Here is a 17097-nt window from a genome sequence, read left to right as displayed (position 1 = left end):
GCTTCTCTACACATTCAAAGGACAACTGCACAATGACCTAAATCAGGCCGACTTGGCCTCAGTGGCTGCGCTTACCGCCATCCATTTTCAATTAATTGTCAATAAGCGTCGACGGGGATAGGCTGAGTGCATGGCACACGAGCACCACGACCACGATCACTCCAGCACGCCGCTGCGCGCACTCTTGATTGCGCTAGGCATTACCGGCACCGTCTTCTTCGCGGAGCTGATCGGCGGCTGGTTGGCGGGTTCGATGGCGCTGATGGCGGATGCGATGCACATGCTTTCCGACGCTGCGGGGTTGATCATCGCGGTGTTAGCGGTGTTGGTTGGGCGCCGACAAGCATCGGCTCAGGCCACGTACGGCTACCGACGAGTGGAGGTGCTTGCTGCACTGGCGAACGCAGTGATGGTGCTGGCGATCTCGGTGTGGATTGTCGTCGAGGCGGTGCGCCGCCTGCAGAGCCCGGCCGAAGTGCAGGGAAAAACGATGCTGATCATCGCGGTGATCGGCCTGGTGGCGAATGCGCTATCGGCGTGGGTTCTGCACCGGCACCGCAAATCCTCGATCAACGTGGAGGGCGCGTTCTTGCACGTGTTAGTGGATATGCTCGGCTCGATCGCAGTAATCGTGGCCGGCATCGTGGTACTGACCACGGGGTTTGTGGCGGCGGACGTGATCGCCTCCCTAGCGATCGCGGCGATGGTGCTGCCGCGCGCTTGGCAGCTCATGCGGCTTTCGGCGAGCGTGCTGCTCGAGCAAGTCCCGGCGGACTTCGACGCCAGTGCGATCGAGCCCGCGCTGCGGCAGGTCGAGGGCGTTGCTGACATCCACGACCTGCACCTGTGGAGCCTGGACGGCGTGAACGTGCTCACGACCGTGCATATCGTGCGCGACGGCACCGTCGGCACCGGCCCGCTGTTGGATGCCGCCCAGCAGGCCCTGCGCGAACACGGTATCGAGCACTCCACCATCCAGATTGAGCACCCAGAGCACGAATCCCACGAGACGGTGTGCTGATTCCCTTCTAACCTGACTTAGGCCAATTTTGTGCGGAAGTTCGCGGCCGGTGATTACTTGGATGGTGGCAGTGAGGTCGGGCGGGAATGGTACGGCGGCGTGAATGGTTTCGCCGCCAACGACGAGTTGAAAGCTGCGGTATTTCTTGAGTGTTCTCACGAGGCGTTTGATGAAGTGACCACTGCGGGTCTCCATCAGGTGGGTCACGGCTAGTGCTGCCATCACAATATTGAGATGTGCTGTGATCGAGTTTTGTTTCCTCGCATAGATTGGGCGTGCTTTCAGGTCTGATTTCGACATCCGATACGACATTTTCAATGTGGAATAGCCTGCGGTAATGCCCGATAACCTCCTGGGCGGGAAGAGCGGTCAGGTCGGTTTCATAGCCTTTAATTCCGGCTAGGGCTCGGTGTTTGGCAGCAAGAGCGTAGTTGACCTTCTTGTTCGGGGTGGAAAGATCGAAATAGCGGTTGCGCTTAATGGCGATTTCGCCGTCAACAGCGCGTTTGGCTTTTGCGACTTGCTCTTTGATTCCGCGCAGGCCGCGTCTGGCCCGATCATAGGAGTACTGGAAGTGGGTCACCGTATTCGGGGTTGTGTGTTTGCGCGCATCGCTTGCCGAGGCTTGTGTCCAGATCTGGCCGTGGGCGTAGGCTTCACCAGGGATTTCCCGCCGCCAGGTTTCAATCACCTCAGGCACGGTGGGGTTTCACCGACAAAATGTAGTGCAGACCTGCATCTATCAATGCTTGCTTGTTCGGAGGGTATCAAGTTGTTTGTGTGTGGGGCTAGGTTTATAGGTATTTGTCGAAGCTGTCGGGGTAGGCCACGGCCATTTGGTTAATGGCTTGTTTCCAGCCGGAAACTCGGGCTCCTTCCATGAGTCTGCCGGCTGTTGCTGAGACTCGTTTGCCTTGCTTTGCCCTCTTTGCGGCTCGTTTGTCTTCGATGTTGCAGATCATCAACCATAGCGTCTTGAGCGCTGATTCATTGTTAGTGAACTGCACCCTGTTGTGGGTAGCTTTCCGCAGTTCATTGTTGAATGATTCAATCGAATTCTTCGTGTAAATGACCTTGCTGGCTGCTGGTGGGAACTGGAGAAACGGTACGAAACGCGCCCATGCATCTCGCCAGACTTTGACTGAGCGTGGATACTTTTCTGCCAATTCAGAGGCTTCAAATTCGTCTAAGGCAGCCTTAGCTGTGGACTCGTCCGTGGCGGTGTAAATCTTTTTCAACGCGGCCGATACGCCACGGCGATCTCCGTAGGCTACCCACCGGTTAGCGGCACGAATCAGGTGCACGATACAGGTTTGCACCATAGAGTTCGGCCAGGTTGCCTTTACTTCTTCCGGCAAGCCTTTCAGCCCGTCACAGCAGACGATAAAGACGTCTTTGACCCCACGATTGGAAAGATTGGCACATACCTGCGCCCAAAATGAAGCGCCTTCTTCTTTGGCAATCCACAATCCCAAAATGTGCTTAATACCGTCCAGGTCCACGCCGATTGCCATGTACGCAGATTTGTTGACTACTCGGCCGCCGTCGCGGACTTTAATGCGCAACGCATCGAGAAAAATGACCGGGTAGAACTCGTCTAGCTGGCGGTTTTGCCAGATCATGACCTCATCGAGGACGGCGTCAGTAACCGCTGAAATCGTCTCATGGGAAATATCAACACGCATCGCCGTTGCCATATGATGCTGGATATCCCTAATTGTCATCCCACCGGCGTACAAGCTAACGATCATGTCATCGACATCAGTCAATCTCCTCGAGCCTTTAGGGACCATAGTCGGAAAGAATGTTCCAGCCCGATCTCTTGGCACATCAACGGTGACTGGCCCGTAGTTAGAATCCACGGTCTTTGGATACGACCCGTTGCGGTGATTGTCTGTTCTAGCTGCAGCTTTAGCGCTCCTGTCGCCAGACTCGTAGCCCAGGTGGGCATCCATTTCAGCGTTGAGGCCTCTGGTAATCGAGGCTTGTAACATGCCGCGAACCAGGTCGTTGGCATCCGTTGTAGACGTGCCTAGGTCATCAATCAGCTTCGCGATGTCAGGGTTAGCAAGCAGCTTCTTTTCAATCGCATCAATCTTGGCCTTATCAGCCGGATCTCGTCTCGCCACAGTAGTCATTCTGGTCCATCTCCTTATGCGGGTTAGGTACCCACACACAAACCATCAGACACTCTCTATTCCGAAGCCACTCCGGCGGCGTGGGCCGCGCACAACAAGGACCGCGATAAGCTGCAGGACATTAGCCGTGAGATGCTCGGCAGCGACCTCGACGTGGTCATGGCAGCTGGTCACCCGTTCTACGACAATGACCACCAAAAGGTCGATACTCCGGACTACAGCTTTATGTACGAGGAGGACTACGCCAAGCTGTCCGCTGGCGAGGCCGACTGGAACTACTTTGAGTCCAACGATGACTTTAAGAAGATGGCGGAAGGCGACGTCAAGCCGGACCAGAAGTACTGGGGTATCGCACAGGTAGGATCCACCCTGCAGAACTCCCGCTCTGGCGAGGCGAAGGCACCGCACTCTGACCCGCTTAACGACGTCGTGGATCTCCCCACCATGACCACCGGCGCACTCAACGCACTGGGTCAGGATGAGGATGGATTCTCTGTCATGATTGAGGGCGGTGCCATTGACTGGGCCGGACACGGCAATAGCCCGGTGCGCGACATCGAAGAGACCCAGGACTTCAACAAGTCAGTCGACGCCGCCATCAAGTGGGTAGAGGAGAACTCTTCGTGGGAGGAGACCCTGCTGGTCGTTACCGCAGACCACGAGACCGGCTATCTCTCCGGTGCGAACGAGGCCCCGACTGAGGATAACCCTGAGGCGGATAACCGCTTCAATGCAATGGAAGGCGAGAAGGGCAAGGTTGCTCGCCACGGTTGGTACTCCGGTCAGCACACCAACCAGCTGGTTCCGTTCTTCTTCAAGGGCGCCGGCTCCGAGGACATTATGGCTCGTACCTCTGGGACCGATTCGGTCCGTGGTGACTACATCGACAACACCCTGGTAGCCAACTTGACCTTTGATGAGTGGTGGAACGATGGCTCCGGCCAAGCAGACGATCCAGAGCAGCCAGGAGATGCTGCCAACCCGTCCGATGGCGCCGGCAAGGAAGGCAGCAGCAAGGGCTTTGCAGCTGGTCTAGCTACGGGGCTGGGGATCCTGGGCGCCGTTGTCGGCGGCCTCGGCTTCCTGGCTACGCAGATGGGCGTGCTCAACATCGACCTGAAGCCCATCTATGAGCAGCTCAAGCGCGTGGGCCTGCGCTAAACAGAATCAGGCACACCGCCTTACTAAAGGTCCTGCCCTTCGCTGTGGAAGCGAAGGGCAGGACCTTTTCTTAGCGCTGGGAAATCGGGGTCGGTTGGATCTTCCACACCTCGTTCGCGTAGTCCGCGATGGTTCGGTCCGAGGAGAAACGACCGGAATAGCAGATATTCAGCCATGCCTTCTTTGCCCACGCAAGCTCATTCTCTTCATACTCCGCGGCCATGCGGTCGCGGGTCTCGCGGTAGTCGGCGAAGTCACCGAGGACGTAGTACTGGTCTTGGGCGTGCTCCCCGAAGCCGTCGAGAAGCGAGGAACGCAAATCGCCGAAGATGCCGGCATTGTCGGCGCCCAGGGTGCCGTCGACAAGCGCATCCAGCACGCGGGCCAAGCCTGGCACGCTCTGGTAAAGCTCGCCCGGGTTGTACTCGGCGCGCAGCTGCGGCAGCTCCTCATTGCGGGCGCCGAAGATATAAGCGTTGTCCTCGCCGACCGCCTCGACGATTTCCACGTTTGCTCCATCCATGGTGCCCAAGGTCAGCGCGCCATTCATCATGAACTTCATATTGGAGGTGCCGGAGGCTTCCTTACCAGCCACAGAAATCTGCTCGGAGATATCAGCGGCCGGGATGATGTGTTCGGCGGGGGAGACGTTGTAATTCTCTACGAAGACGACGCGGATGATGTCCTTGGTGGCTGGGTCGTTATTGACCAGATCCGCGATGGTGTTGATGAGCTTGATAATCGCCTTGGCGCGGTCGTAGCCCGGCGCGGCCTTGGCACCAAAGATGAAGGTGCGCTTCGGCACGGTTTCGCCTTCGTCCTTGATGCGGAAGTAGAGGTCGAGGACGTAGAGGGCGTTCATCAGTTGGCGCTTGTACTCGTGCAGGCGCTTAATCTGCACGTCAAAGATGGAATCGGGGTCGATTTCAGCGCCTTGGTGGTCGTTGACCCACTGCGCAAAGTCGCGCTTATTGGCCTGCTTGATGGCGATCAGTTCTCGTAGTAGGTCAGCATCGTCGGCCTTATCGGCGAGTCTGGCCAGCTGGGTGAGGTCAGTAACCCACGCATCGGAACCAGCCTGCTGGGTGAGCAGTTCTGCCAGGCGGGGGTTGCACATCTTCAGCCAGCGGCGCGGGGTGACGCCATTGGTCTTATTGTTGAATTTTTCTGGCCAGAGCTCATGCCATTCGGACAGCGTATCGGCCTTGATGATTTCGGTATGCAGGGCGGCGACACCGTTAATGGAGTAGGCGGCGTAGCAGGCGATCCAGGCCATGTGAACCTGTCCGTTGGACACCGGCGCCATGTAGTCAATGCGACCCTGATCCAAGCCGCGGTGGGCCATATCTTCGCGGAAGCGGCGATCGATTTCCTCCACCAACTGCCAGATGCGCCAGAACAGCTTTTGGAAGATGGACACTTCCCAGCTCTCCAGTGCCTCTGCGAGCACGGTGTGGTTGGTGTAGGCGAAGGTCTCGGTGACGATCTTCCACGCCGCATCCCAGCTCAGACCATGGTCATCGAGCAGAATGCGTAGGAGCTCGGGGATGGCGAGCACTGGGTGAGTGTCATTGAGCTGGATGGCGTTGTACTGCGCAAAACCGGTGAGGTCCTCGCCGTGCTGGGCAATGTAGTTATCCACCATGGTCTGCAGGGATGCGGAGACAAAGAAGTACTGTTGGCGAACGCGCAGTACCTTGCCCTCGTAGGTGGTGTCGTTGGGGTAGAGCACGCGGCAGATATCCATGACGCGCTCGCGATCGACAATGGCCTCCGTAAAGCGCTGGGAGTTGAAGGCGTCGTAATCGAATTCATCGATGGGCTCGGATTTCCACAGGCGTAGCGTGCCTACGTTATCGGTTCCGTAGCCGGTGATAGGCATGTCATAGGGAATGGCGCGCACATCCATGTCATCGAAGTGGACGCGGCGTTGCTCGGAGGCGCGGCGGATGATGAAGTCATAGCCGTTTTCCATCCATGCATCAGGTTGTTCCTTCTGGAAGCCATTCTCAAAGGACTGGCGGAACAGGCCGTAACGGTAGAGCAGGCCATAACCGGTAACAGGGTAGTCCTGGGTGACAGCGGAATCGAGGAAGCACGCGGCAAGGCGGCCGAGGCCACCGTTGCCGAGCGCGGCATCGTGCTCGGCGTCGAGGACATCGCTCAGCTCGTGGTCGGCAGCGGTGGCGGCAGCTTTGGCATCGTCGACCAAACCCAGGTTGGTGAGGTTATTGAGCAGCGCGCGGCCCTGCAGGAACTCTGCGGAGAAGTAATGCTGCTGGCGGGTTGCAGCATAGGCGGAACGGGTGCGCTCCCAATTATCGGCAATCTGCTCCATGACGGCACCGGATAGGCCCGACCAGAACTTGCGGTAGGAAGCGCTGTGCGGGCTCACACCGGAGGCCGCACGAACATGGGAGGGAACGGTGGATTCGAAAACAGAATGCCGTGGCTGGCTCATGTGAAACCTTAAGTTAGTGGGAAGTCACGAAACGCCTGCCAGCTTAATAGGATTGGCGCCGCCTTGCAGGGAGGAATAGGAAAAGGCGCGCCGGGTACCTAGGGCTTTGCCAAGTAAGTCAATGCCGCACCATACGCTGCTCGAGTGGAGGCGTAGACGGTCGGGGCGTAGTCCGGCAGGAAGGTCGCCTGGTGGTTGACAGGTGGATCCTCTAGCTCATTTTCCGGGGTGCAGCCGATGTGCCAGAAGACATAAGGTACGCCCCATGCTTGTGGTAGATAGCAAAAGTCCTCAGAGGCGGTAGAAGGGGCGGCGATGACCGAATCGGAGCCGAAGGCGGCATCGAAAACCTCGGCCACTGGTGCGTGGGCCGTGGCGTCGTTATCGGTGACCTCGCCGTGAGCGTAGTACTCAAAGGTCGGGTCTTGCTCGCTTCCGGACGCCACGCACTCGGCCTTGACCATGCGCTCGAGGGAAGCATAGACCTTTTCCGCGAGTGCGGGATCGTAATAGCGCGTATTGAGCACGAGCTCGGCGGATTCGGGGATGATGTTGTTTTTATCGCCGGAGTGTAGCTCGCCTACAGAGATGACAAAGAACTCGTGTGGGGCAACTTCGCGGCCCACGATAGCTTGGAGGCGGGTGACGATCATGGCCGCGATATAGGTGGGGTCGATGGAGTTATGGGGCATGGAAGCGTGGGCCGATTTTCCAAAGACGCGAATGCGCAGGGAATCGCAGCCGGCCATGATGGGGCCTGCGGTGTGGCGTACAGTACCGGCGCGGCCGGGCATGATGTGTTGGCCTAGGCAAATATCGGGACGAGGCACACGATCGATGAGGTTATCGGCCAACATGTCCTTAGCTCCCACGGAAGATTCTTCGGCCGGTTGGAAAAGAGCGAGGAAGGTGCCGGACCAGGTGCTCCGGGAGGCGTCGAGAAGCGCGCAGGCACCCAGCAGCGCCGTGGTGTGCATATCGTGCCCGCAGGCGTGCATCTTTCCATTAGTGGCGGAATAGGACACGCCGGTGGCCTCTTCCACGGGTAGGCCGTCAAAGTCCGCACGCAGCAAAGCAGTGGGGCCATCGCCGTTGCGGAAGATAGCGACCATACCAAAGCCGCCGATGTTTTCTACTACCTCGCAGTCAAAATCGGCGAGTTTGGCGCGGATGCGACTGGCGGTGCGCTCCTCTTCATGCGAAAGCTCGGGGTGGCGGTGCAGGTCCTCATAAAAGTCCTGCTGCCACCCCAGATCGGCTTCCTGGGAAGTGGTGAGCTGGGCGATGCGGGCAGAATCAGACATGGTTTCACACCTTAGGGATTGGGTAGGGTTGGCGCTATGCCGGTTATTCAATTTGATGTTTTGGTTCCCAACGCGCAAGCAGAGCGCGTCGCGGACATCTTTACCGCCGCCACCGACAAGCTGGTGGAGAGCGGTTCGCTTTCCTCAGCTGACGTTACCCGCCCAGAGGCGCCGCAGTTTCCAGAGGGCTTGGAAGAGCAGCTGCGGCAAAATTATCGCGACGAGCATGAGGACCGCGACCTTGCGGACGCGAGCGTGCACCGCTATGACATCGCGGTGGCGGGCGTGAGTGGCTCGGTTAACCAGCTGGGCATGGTGCTCTCGCGCCTTCTCACCCCGCATGCAGTGCTGCCCAAGGACCACGTATTGCTAGAAGATGAGCTGGCGCATGAGCGGCCCGCCATCTTCCCGTGGTCGCTGTCCATTCGGCCTTAGAGCTGCTTGACGATGTCCCCGGCGGCCGCCGCCAGCTGCTGGGCTAACGAGCCCTCTTGGCTAAGGGGAGCGCAGTAGGCGTCGGTGTCATGCTCGAAGGAGCCGGCGATAATGCCCACCGGAGTTCCGGCTTGCCGGGCAAGATCCGTGATGGTTCCGACTGCCTTGCCGGTCAGAGACTGTTCATCAAAGCGGCCCTCGCCGGTAATGACGAGATCGGCCGAAGCGATCTTTTCCGGAAGGCCCAGTGCAGCGGCCACGTGCGTGCCGCCGGACAGGACGCGCACGTGTTCGTCTGAACCCCAGAGGGTGCGCGAAAGCCAGGACAGGCCAATGGGAAGGCCACCCGCGGCGCCATAATATGCAGAATCTGCATCGGTGCCGGTAACCGTGCATGCTTGGAGCATGGCGCCGGCCAGCAGCGCTACTTGTTCGCCTTGAGCTCCCTTTTGGGGGCCGTACATGGTTGCCGCCTGCACTGGGGTAGCGCGGGTATCTGCCAGCAGTGTGAAGTCAAGCATGCCCGCCTTGATATTGAGCTGCGCGGTATCGATGTGGTCCAGCTGAACTAGGGGAGCGCCGCCCTTGGGTAGGGCATAGCCGCGGGAGTCGTGCGCGGCGGCGCCGAGTGCGGTGAGGATGCCCATCCCGGCGTCAATGCTGGCGGTGCCGCCCAATCCCAACACGATCGAGGTAGCACCGCGGGTTTCTGCGTCCGCGATCAGCACGCCGGTGCCATAGGAATCGGCGTGCAGCGGATCAAGGCTGTCCTGTACAGCGGGCAGCCCGGTGGCAGAGGCGACGTCAATGAACGCAGTGGTTCCGGCGAGGACATAGCTTGCCTGAGTCAAGCGGCCAATGGCGTCGGTAGTGGGCAGGGTAATGGTCTCGGCGGATTGTCCGCCGGCCGCTGCTGCCTGCGCGAGGACGGCAGCGGTGCCCTCGCCGCCATCGGCCATGGGCAGGGTGGTCACCGTGGCGTCGGGAAGCGCTTGGCGCACCCCCATAGCAATGCTGGCTGCGGCCTCGGGCGCGGAGGCGGTGCCTTTAAATGAGTCTGGGGCGACAACAATATGCATGCCCGTGATTATAAAGCCCGCCCGCGCTGGGGCACGGTGCGACTTAAGATTCGAACGGTCTACAGAAAATATTTAACTTTATTGTCGCTGGTAAAAGGCGTTGTATGTCTCCCTAAAGCCTCGAACCTGCTTGCATTATCGGTAGTTTGATAGGAAACTGGTATCTGTTCTTACAAGCCCACAGAATGGAATGCACACCATGTCAGTAGATAGCCAAATCTCTGAGTACTACGACAAATTGCTCAAGCGCAATGCGGGAGAACCGGAATTCCACCAAGCGGTTTCTGAGGTCCTGGATTCGCTGAAAATTGTCCTAGAAAAAGACCCGCAGTACGCGGACTACGGCCTGGTGGAGCGCCTGTGCGAGCCTGAACGCCAGCTCATCTTCCGCGTGCCATGGATCGACGATAGTGGCGACATCCAGGTCAACCGCGGCTTCCGCGTTCAGTTCAACTCCGCGCTCGGCCCCTACAAGGGTGGCCTGCGATTCCACCCCTCGGTCAACCTGGGCATCATCAAGTTCCTTGGCTTTGAGCAGATTTTCAAAAACTCCCTGACAGGTCTGCCCATTGGTGGCGGCAAGGGCGGTTCTGACTTTGATCCTAAGGGCAAGTCCGAGGTAGAGGTCATGCGCTTTTGTCAGTCCTTCATGACCGAGCTGCACCGCCATATTGGCGAATACCGCGACGTGCCGGCCGGTGACATTGGCGTCGGCGGCCGCGAGATCGGCTTCCTTTTTGGCCAGTACCGCCGCCTGACCACCCAGCATGAATCCGGCGTCCTCACCGGCAAGGGATTGACTTGGGGTGGCTCCCTGGTTCGTACCGAGGCCACGGGCTTCGGCACCGTCTACCTCACCAATGAAATGATGAAGACGCACGGCGAGTCTTTCGACGGTGCCAAGGTTATCGTCTCCGGTTCTGGCAACGTGGCCATCTACGCCGCAGCCAAGGCCCAAGAGCTTGGCGCTACCGTCGTTGCGATGTCCGATTCCTCCGGCTACATCACTACCCCTAGCGGCGTGGACATTGAGCTGCTCAAGGACGTCAAGGAAACCCGCCGTGAGCGCATTTCCACCTACGCCGAAGAGGCTGGAAACGGAGTGGAATTCCACAAGGGTGGAAATATCTGGGAAGTACAGGCAGACGTGGCTTTGCCGTGCGCCACCCAAAATGAGCTCGATGGCGAGTCCGCCAAGAAGCTCGTTGACGGCGGCGTGCGTTACGTAGCCGAAGGCGCCAATATGCCCTCTATCCCAGAGGCGGTCCACGTCTTCCAAGAATCCAAGATCAACTTCGCGCCGGGCAAGGCAGCCAACGCTGGTGGCGTTGCTACCTCCGCGCTGGAAATGCAGCAAAACGCATCCCGCGACTCCTGGTCCTTTGAGTACACCGATGATCGCCTCCACGCGATCATGTCCAATATCTTTAAAAACATCGATAGTACGGCCAAGGAATATGACCGTGAAGGCGATTATGTTGCCGGTGCAAATATTGCTGGCTTCAAGAAAGTAGCGGACGCCATGTTGGCACAGGGCGTTATCTAGCTGCTCATTTCTTCTTTCACGCTCCCTTTCTGTGCTGCCTTTGTGTAGTGGAGAAGGGGAGCTTGTGCTGTAAATACGCGCCATAGATTGCGTGAGTGGGCGGGTGCAAGGCGATTGTCGGCACTGGAGGGTAAATCCGCAGTACACACTCGGTGTGTGGCCTCCACGTCTGGCACGTGAGGGCATGTAAAATTCGCAGCATGTACCGTGTCTTTGAGTCCCTAGATGAACTAGTCCAGCACTTGGAAGAGGCCCATAGCCTCCCCATGACCTCTAATTGCATGGTTCCGCGCCATGAAATGCTCGCGCTTCTCGACGACCTCCGTAACGCCCTGCCCGTTGAAATTGATGACGCGCAGGATGTCTTGGATAAGCAGGATGAAATCCTCCACGGCGCCGAAGAGCGTGCGGACCAGACCATCAATGATGCTAATGCGCAGGCCGACGACATCGTGGGCCATGCTCGCGAGGAAGCGGATGCCACGGTCTCCCACGCAGAACAGCATGCCGCCAAGCTAGTGGCTGATGCTGAAGCTCGCGCTCAGTCCATGGTGGAACAGGCCCGCGCGGAAGCAGACCGCACCATTGCTCAGGCGAATGACGAATATGAGCGTTCCGTTGCAGAAGGCCGCGCCGAGCAAGAGCGTATGGTTTCGGAATCTGAAGTTGTGCGCCGCGCTGATGAGGAAGCACACCGCATCGTGGAGTCCGCCCACACTGAGTCCAACCGTCTGCGCAGTGAATGCGATGAGTTTGTAGACGGCAAGCTAAGCGAATTTGAAACCACCCTCAATGGGCTGCTGCGCACCGTAAGCTCCGACCGCTCTGCACTGCGCGGCGGTGCCGGGGTCCGTTCCCGCGGCGGCGACTACCAGCCCTCGAGTCGTGCCGGCGGTGTTGCGGGCGGCTCCCGCTACGCAGAAGGCGAGAACTACGAGCGTCGCTATAACGAGCGCTAAACCTTTAAATTCTTTCTGCCCTTAAGCTTCATTTCCCGGAGGCACCCGGGCTAAGGAGCTTAAGGGGTGAGGGGTGGTTTAGCCCCTTATATCAGGCACGGCCAAAGGCTCTGGTGGGTGGGCAGACGGTTTGTCGTACACCGTCTGCCCACCCACCAGAGCCTTTATGTTTTCCTACCAGCGCAGGCAGTTCAGGAGGTTGCGCGGGAGCGAGGCTGTGTGGTGGGCACTGCCGTATTCGGTGCATGGGGAGCAGCTGTTAACGGCGTGTGTGTGGACGTGGCGCTGCTTTCCTTCCTCGATGTGAGACGCGCAGGCGCGGCGGATTGGACGGCCATACATGCTGCAATGATTGTGGTCACTAATCCAGGGAAAAGGAATGCAACGAGTGCGGTAAAGAAATAGGAAGACAGCGACGTCAAAGAACTATCACTAAAGTTCTGCGGAAAGCACACGGCGCACATACTCACTAGCGCACCTGTGGCAACCAGCATGGTGCCTACAGAAATAAGCGCCGTGGGAATGGTCTCCCGAGAAAACCAGGTAATGGCGCCTGCGCTTAGGGAAAAGATGAGTGCGCCGGTGAGCACCGAAAGGTCCATGCCAGTGGGCAATACCAGGATGGTGCCAGCTATCAAACCAGCAATGATGCTGCAGATGAGTGCAGTAAAGAGGCGAATCCCACTAGCGCCATAGATTCCTGAACGGTCCGGCCGTGGAGTCGCGTGCACGAGCGTGCCGGCAATGGTTAATACCGCGGCAGGAAGGCAGCTAAACACGGCGAATCCGAGTGCGATGCTGCGTGGATCCGTGGAGGCTAGCGCCAAGTGGTAAGTCATGCCTCCACACTAAAGATGGCTTTGGCTTGGGAAAAGGCTAAGCCGGAAAGGCATAGGCCCTTTTACTTTAAACGACAGACTCTTGACAGAAAGTTTGCCTGTGCGGGCCGCTAGGCGGAGTTTGCGGGGCAAGGTAGACTACCTAGTGTTATGACATCACCATTGAAGTTCGATGTGGGCGAATTGTTGAACGCCCAAGGCGCTGACGCACTGCCGGAGCAACGCACCCAGACCGGCCCCGCACCTGAGAGGATCGGCGTCGAGATGATCGCTATTCCGAAGGGTGAGGAGCTCACCGTAGACGCCACCTTGACCCCTCTAGGTGCAGGTGTCTTGGTGGATGCCAACGTATCTGGACGGCTGACAGGGGAATGCTCCCGGTGCTTGAAGGAACTGCACCCAGAGCTGGACTTGCATGTCACGCAGGTCTTTGCTGCCGATGAATCCTTCGTCTCAGGCGATGATCCTGCAGCCGATGATGAAGGCTCCGGAGATGAGATTCCGGAGATCGAAGACGATGAGCTGGATCTATTGCAGGCCGTGATCGATGAGGCAGGCCTCAACCTTCCCTTCGCGCCGGTGTGTGAGGACCGCTGTGAGATTGACACGCCTGAAGGGGTGACCACCGGTATCTCTGGCGAAGAAGAGGAAGACAAGGTCGATCCCCGCTGGGCTGGTTTGGAGAAGTTCCTATGAGCCGCAAAAAGAAGCTAACCGGGGAAGAGGCACTGGCAGCCGAATTTGCTGCAGTAGACCACAGCCCACTGTTGGAATCGCTCGGCGTGGACTTGCAGCCAGAACACCTGCGTTTGGCGCTTACTCACCGCTCTTTTGCCAATGAGAATGGGCATTTGCCTAATAACGAGCGCTTGGAGTTTCTGGGCGATGCGGTGCTGGGCCTGTCGGTGGCCTCCCAGCTCTACATCACTTATCCCTCTCGTCCGGAATCGGATATTTCCAAGATGCGTGCCTCGATCGTCTCGCGCTACGGACTATCGGATATCGCTCGTGAGATAAACCTCGGCCCACACATTTTGCTGGGCAAGGGAGAGCAGTCCACTGGTGGCCGCGATAAGGATTCCATCCTTGCCGATACCACCGAGGCGATCTTTGGCGCCATCTACCGCGAGCATGGATTCGAAACTGCGCGAGATGTCATCCTGCGCCTATTTGCAGAAAAGATCGACAATGCGACCGTGAGTGGCCGCCATCTGGATTGGAAGACCACTTTGCAGGAGCTGTGTGCCGAGCTTAAGGCACCGATGCCGGTCTACTCGGCTACCTCCACCGGCCCAGAACATGACCAGACCTTTAACGCGGTAGCTACCGTCGCTGGTCTGACCGTGGGCAATGGAGTGGGACACAATAAGAAGCTGGCCGAGCAGCAAGCAGCTCAAGAGGCGTGCCAGACTTTGCGTGAGACTCCTCTCTTGGTGCAGGGCACTGCGCATAAAGAAGGCTAAGCATGCCGGAACTGCCGGAAGTCGAGTCCGTCCGCCGGGGTCTTGAGCCCCACGTGGTGGGGCGGACTTTTGAGTCTGTGCAAGTCCTGCACCCGCGTGCCAACCGTGGCCAAGATGAGCCACTCTCCGGTCTTCTTATCGGTAAAGAGGTCGCCGCTGTGGCTCGGCGGGGAAAGTTCATGTGGCTGGAATTTGTGGGCGAAGATTCCATGGATCCCCACCGCGACGTCCTCTTCATCCACTTGGGCATGTCGGGCCAAGTTCGAATCGGCACGACCGATTCGCCGCATCTGCGCATTAGCGCTCAGCTAAGCGGTGGGGTAGAGCTTAGCTTTGTAGACCAGCGCACCTTTGGCTATTGGCTCTATGCACCGTGGGCGAAGATCTCGCACATTGGCATTGACCCGTTGGAACCAGACTTCGACATTGTGGCAACCGCACGGCGCTTGCGGGCCAAGAAGACTGCAGTAAAGACTGCACTATTGGATCAAACCTTGGCTTCTGGAATCGGCAATATCTATGCCGATGAATCCCTGTGGGCGGCACAGATTCCGCCCCGCAAAAGGGCATCGACGTTGCGGCAAAAGGATGCCGTAGCTCTGCTTGAAGCGGCCCAAGAGGTCATGGCCGCCGCCCTAAAAGTGGGTGGCACGAGCTTCGATTCCTTGTACGTCAACGTGAATGGTGAATCGGGATACTTCTCGCGGTCCCTGGCCGCGTATGGGCGGGCTGGCCAGCCCTGTCAGCGGTGTGGTACGCCCTTGGAGCGCTGCGTAATTTCAGGGCGTTCCACCCATTTCTGCCCCCATTGCCAATAAGTTATGGCGCATGGGGTTCACGTTGTGAACCTCAAGGCAGTAAATTATTCTGCATGGATTTTCTTGAAAATGTCGTAACGACATTTAATGACGGCGTATGGTCGTGGATTCTGCCCTGGCTGCTCATCGCTGCGGGCCTATTCTTCGGCATCCGTACCGCTTTGGTGCAGGTGCGCATGGTGCCGGATATGTTCCGCGCGGTCGTCGAGCGGCCAAAGGGGGAGGGCCGCGATGAGGATGAGGACTATGGCGGCATCTCTGCTTTCAAGGCCTTTACTATCTCGGCCGCCTCCCGCGTTGGCACCGGCAACGTGGCCGGCGTGGCTGTGGCCATTTCCGTGGGCGGCCCAGGTGCAGTCTTTTGGATGTGGCTCATCGCCATCCTCGGTGGCGCAACTGCATTCATCGAATCCACCCTGGCGCAGCTGTGGAAGGTGCGAGATGGTGACGGGTACCGCGGCGGCCCTGCGTACTACATGAAGCGCGGTTTGGGCTGGGGCCCGCTCGGTGTTCTTTTCTCCATCGCTATTGCCTTTACCTTTGGCTTGGTCTACAACGCCTTCCAGACCAACGCCATTGCAGATGCGGTGTCCTTCTCCTTTGACCGCGATGACACCATGTTCCGCTCCATCATCGGTGTTGTTATTGCCGTGGTTGCAGGCCTCATTATCTTTGGCGGCGTCAACCGCATTGCCAATATCACCCAGATCATCGTGCCATTTATGGCGGTGGCCTACCTGCTCGTCGGTGGGTTTGTTGTCATCACCAACTTTGACAAGGTGCCGGGAATGATTGGCGATATCGTCGGCCACGCTCTGGGTATTAAGGAAATCGCTGGCGCCGGTCTTGGTGCGGCCATGATGAAGGGTATTCAGCGCGGACTGTTCTCCAACGAAGCTGGTGAGGGCTCTGCTCCGAACGCAGCCGCTACCGCGGCAGTGTCCCACCCGGTCAAGCAGGGTTTGGTTCAAACCCTCGGCGTGTACTTTGACACTTTGGTGGTGTGTACCATCACCGCCTTTATCATCCTGCTGGGACCAGAGATTGCCTACGGCGCCGAAGCAGAAGGCGTCTCCTTGACTCAGGCGGCACTGTCTTCTGAGGTGGGCGACTGGGGCATCCACTTCGTTAGCTTCATCCTCTTCTTCCTGGCTTTCTCCTCCATCCTGGGCAATTACTACTTGGCGGAATCTAACCTGGAATACCTCACCCAGAGCAAGCCTGCGTTGGTGATTTTCCGCCTCGTCGTTCTCTTCTTCGTTTGGTTTGGCGCAGTGGGCTCCCTGCCGCTGGTCTTTGCGTTGGCCGATACCGGTGCGGCAACCATGGTGATCCTCAATATTATCGCCATCGTGCCGCTATCCGGTGTGGCGATTAAGCTGCTCAAGAATTACAACGAACAGCGCAGCCACGGCATTGACCCGGTATTCCACCGCGATATGATGCCGGAACTGAAGGGCGTAGAGTGCTGGGACGGATCCGATCCCGTTACTCGCCGCAGCGAAGAGGATCGCCGCGTATTGCGCGATAAGGGACACCACGACCGCTATTAGAAATTTGGGAGGCCGCATGGCACTGGAGAGAATGACCGCTTTTGTCCATGGGCACGTCCAAGGAGTGGGCTTTCGTTGGTGGACGCGCTCCCGGGCCTTGGAGCTCGGTTTGAGCGGGCATGCCACCAATCTGAGAGATGGCCGGGTGCAGGTGGTAGCGGAAGGCCCGCGGGAGAAATGCGAGGACTTGCTGGGCCTCCTCAATGAGCAGCCGAGTACGACCCGCCGCCCGGGAACGGTGGATCTGGTTGTCGAACAATGGGCTTCCCCTAAGGGCGAATCTGGCTTCATCGAACGTTAACTCGCAGCACAAGCCCGCC

14 protein-coding genes and 2 pseudogenes are annotated in these 17097 nt (G+C 58.4%); 10 read left to right on the top strand and 6 right to left on the bottom strand.

Annotated elements, in window-relative coordinates:
- Positions 1-130 precede the first annotated feature (130 nt).
- Entirely contained in the window at positions 131-1021 is an 891-nt protein-coding gene (locus tag RAE09_RS01935) for a cation diffusion facilitator family transporter (RefSeq protein ID WP_005324622.1), read from the top strand.
- A 30-nt stretch (positions 1022-1051) separates the two neighbouring features.
- Here the strand turns inward: RAE09_RS01935 and RAE09_RS01930 are convergent.
- Both RAE09_RS01930 and RAE09_RS01925 read right to left on the bottom strand, forming a co-directional pair.
- A pseudogene (locus RAE09_RS01930) lies at positions 1052-1779 on the bottom strand (IS1634 family transposase); the annotation flags it as partial.
- Positions 1780-1815: 36 nt separating this feature from the next.
- Positions 1816-3159 carry an IS256 family transposase gene (locus RAE09_RS01925; protein WP_302258054.1) on the bottom strand — a complete coding sequence of 448 codons (1344 nt, stop codon included), beginning with the start codon at positions 3157-3159 and terminating at the stop codon, positions 1816-1818.
- Positions 3160-3231: 72 nt separating this feature from the next.
- Here RAE09_RS01925 and RAE09_RS01920 point away from each other — a divergent pair.
- Positions 3232-4320 (top strand): annotated as a pseudogene (locus RAE09_RS01920) (alkaline phosphatase); the annotation flags it as partial.
- A gap of 70 nt (positions 4321-4390) precedes the next feature.
- On the opposite strand, the gene RAE09_RS01915 reads toward RAE09_RS01920, so the two are convergent.
- Together RAE09_RS01915 and RAE09_RS01910 are read right to left on the bottom strand one after the other, a co-directional pair.
- On the bottom strand, positions 4391-6781 hold the full coding sequence (locus tag RAE09_RS01915; RefSeq protein ID WP_316980803.1) for a glycogen/starch/alpha-glucan phosphorylase: 2391 nt from the start codon (positions 6779-6781) through the stop codon (positions 4391-4393).
- A gap of 98 nt (positions 6782-6879) precedes the next feature.
- Positions 6880-8085 (bottom strand): amidohydrolase, encoded by a 1206-nt coding sequence (locus RAE09_RS01910; protein ID WP_316980802.1) that lies wholly within the window; start codon positions 8083-8085, stop codon positions 6880-6882.
- A 36-nt stretch (positions 8086-8121) separates the two neighbouring features.
- Here RAE09_RS01910 and RAE09_RS01905 point away from each other — a divergent pair, with 36 nt between their 5' ends.
- Positions 8122-8520 (top strand): hypothetical protein, encoded by a 399-nt coding sequence (locus RAE09_RS01905; RefSeq protein ID WP_005325290.1) that lies wholly within the window; start codon positions 8122-8124, stop codon positions 8518-8520.
- Here RAE09_RS01905 and RAE09_RS01900 read toward each other — a convergent pair.
- Positions 8517-9599, bottom strand: coding sequence for a glycerate kinase (locus tag RAE09_RS01900; RefSeq protein ID WP_005325289.1), 1083 nt, complete (start codon positions 9597-9599; stop codon positions 8517-8519). The genes RAE09_RS01905 and RAE09_RS01900 overlap by 4 nt on opposite strands.
- Positions 9600-9798: 199 nt before the next feature.
- Here RAE09_RS01900 and gdhA point away from each other — a divergent pair, with 199 nt between their 5' ends.
- Complete coding sequence (gene gdhA / locus RAE09_RS01895; protein WP_316980801.1) at positions 9799-11145, top strand: NADP-specific glutamate dehydrogenase; 1347 nt, start codon at positions 9799-9801, stop codon at positions 11143-11145.
- 200 nt (positions 11146-11345) lie between these two features.
- Complete coding sequence (locus RAE09_RS01890) at positions 11346-12104, top strand: DivIVA domain-containing protein (RefSeq protein WP_200435476.1); 759 nt, start codon at positions 11346-11348, stop codon at positions 12102-12104.
- 191 nt (positions 12105-12295) lie between these two features.
- On the opposite strand, the gene RAE09_RS01885 is transcribed toward RAE09_RS01890, so the two are convergent.
- On the bottom strand, positions 12296-12943 hold the full coding sequence (locus RAE09_RS01885) for a hypothetical protein (protein ID WP_005328791.1): 648 nt from the start codon (positions 12941-12943) through the stop codon (positions 12296-12298).
- Positions 12944-13093: 150 nt separating this feature from the next.
- Between RAE09_RS01885 and RAE09_RS01880 the strand changes: the two genes are divergently transcribed.
- From RAE09_RS01880 to RAE09_RS01860, 5 genes are read left to right on the top strand one after another with little or no spacing between them, the layout of a single operon-like run.
- Positions 13094-13639, top strand: a complete 546-nt coding sequence (locus RAE09_RS01880; protein WP_316980800.1) for a YceD family protein — start codon at positions 13094-13096, stop codon at positions 13637-13639.
- The gene (rnc, locus tag RAE09_RS01875) at positions 13636-14406 is read left to right on the top strand and encodes a ribonuclease III (RefSeq protein ID WP_005325284.1); all 771 of its coding nucleotides are present in this window, start codon (positions 13636-13638) and stop codon (positions 14404-14406) included. Before RAE09_RS01880 ends, rnc begins: the two co-directional genes overlap by 4 nt.
- 2 nt (positions 14407-14408) lie before the next feature.
- Positions 14409-15224, top strand: coding sequence for a bifunctional DNA-formamidopyrimidine glycosylase/DNA-(apurinic or apyrimidinic site) lyase (gene mutM, locus RAE09_RS01870; protein ID WP_005325283.1), 816 nt, complete (start codon positions 14409-14411; stop codon positions 15222-15224).
- Positions 15225-15277: 53 nt separating this feature from the next.
- Positions 15278-16777 carry an alanine/glycine:cation symporter family protein gene (locus RAE09_RS01865; protein ID WP_005328783.1) on the top strand — a complete coding sequence of 500 codons (1500 nt, stop codon included), beginning with the start codon at positions 15278-15280 and terminating at the stop codon, positions 16775-16777.
- 16 nt (positions 16778-16793) lie between these two features.
- A complete protein-coding gene (locus RAE09_RS01860) occupies positions 16794-17078 on the top strand; it encodes an acylphosphatase (RefSeq protein ID WP_034668477.1) in 285 nt (94 codons plus the stop codon).
- Positions 17079-17097: the final 19 nt, after the last annotated feature.

The sequence above is a fragment of the Corynebacterium tuberculostearicum genome (genome assembly GCF_032821615.1).
Taxonomy (GTDB): Bacteria; Actinomycetota; Actinomycetes; order Mycobacteriales; family Mycobacteriaceae; genus Corynebacterium; species Corynebacterium tuberculostearicum_H.
Note: the sequence above shows the minus strand (reverse complement) of the source record. Positions and strands in the feature narration are given on the sequence as shown.

Excerpts from the sequence above, each read along its gene's own strand:
- RAE09_RS01935 (WP_005324622.1), top strand. The coding sequence starts at position 131 with ATGGCACACGAGCACCACGACCACGATCACTCCAGCACGCCGCTGCGC.
- RAE09_RS01925 (WP_302258054.1), bottom strand. The coding sequence starts at position 3,159 with ATGACTACTGTGGCGAGACGAGATCCGGCTGATAAGGCCAAGATTGAT.
- RAE09_RS01915 (WP_316980803.1), bottom strand. The coding sequence starts at position 6,781 with ATGAGCCAGCCACGGCATTCTGTTTTCGAATCCACCGTTCCCTCCCAT.
- RAE09_RS01910 (WP_316980802.1), bottom strand. The coding sequence starts at position 8,085 with ATGTCTGATTCTGCCCGCATCGCCCAGCTCACCACTTCCCAGGAAGCC.
- RAE09_RS01905 (WP_005325290.1), top strand. The coding sequence starts at position 8,122 with ATGCCGGTTATTCAATTTGATGTTTTGGTTCCCAACGCGCAAGCAGAG.
- RAE09_RS01900 (WP_005325289.1), bottom strand. The coding sequence starts at position 9,599 with ATGCATATTGTTGTCGCCCCAGACTCATTTAAAGGCACCGCCTCCGCG.
- gdhA (WP_316980801.1), top strand. The coding sequence starts at position 9,799 with ATGTCAGTAGATAGCCAAATCTCTGAGTACTACGACAAATTGCTCAAG.
- RAE09_RS01890 (WP_200435476.1), top strand. The coding sequence starts at position 11,346 with ATGTACCGTGTCTTTGAGTCCCTAGATGAACTAGTCCAGCACTTGGAA.
- RAE09_RS01885 (WP_005328791.1), bottom strand. The coding sequence starts at position 12,943 with ATGACTTACCACTTGGCGCTAGCCTCCACGGATCCACGCAGCATCGCA.
- RAE09_RS01880 (WP_316980800.1), top strand. The coding sequence starts at position 13,094 with ATGACATCACCATTGAAGTTCGATGTGGGCGAATTGTTGAACGCCCAA.
- rnc (WP_005325284.1), top strand. The coding sequence starts at position 13,636 with ATGAGCCGCAAAAAGAAGCTAACCGGGGAAGAGGCACTGGCAGCCGAA.
- mutM (WP_005325283.1), top strand. The coding sequence starts at position 14,409 with ATGCCGGAACTGCCGGAAGTCGAGTCCGTCCGCCGGGGTCTTGAGCCC.
- RAE09_RS01865 (WP_005328783.1), top strand. The coding sequence starts at position 15,278 with ATGGATTTTCTTGAAAATGTCGTAACGACATTTAATGACGGCGTATGG.
- RAE09_RS01860 (WP_034668477.1), top strand. The coding sequence starts at position 16,794 with ATGGCACTGGAGAGAATGACCGCTTTTGTCCATGGGCACGTCCAAGGA.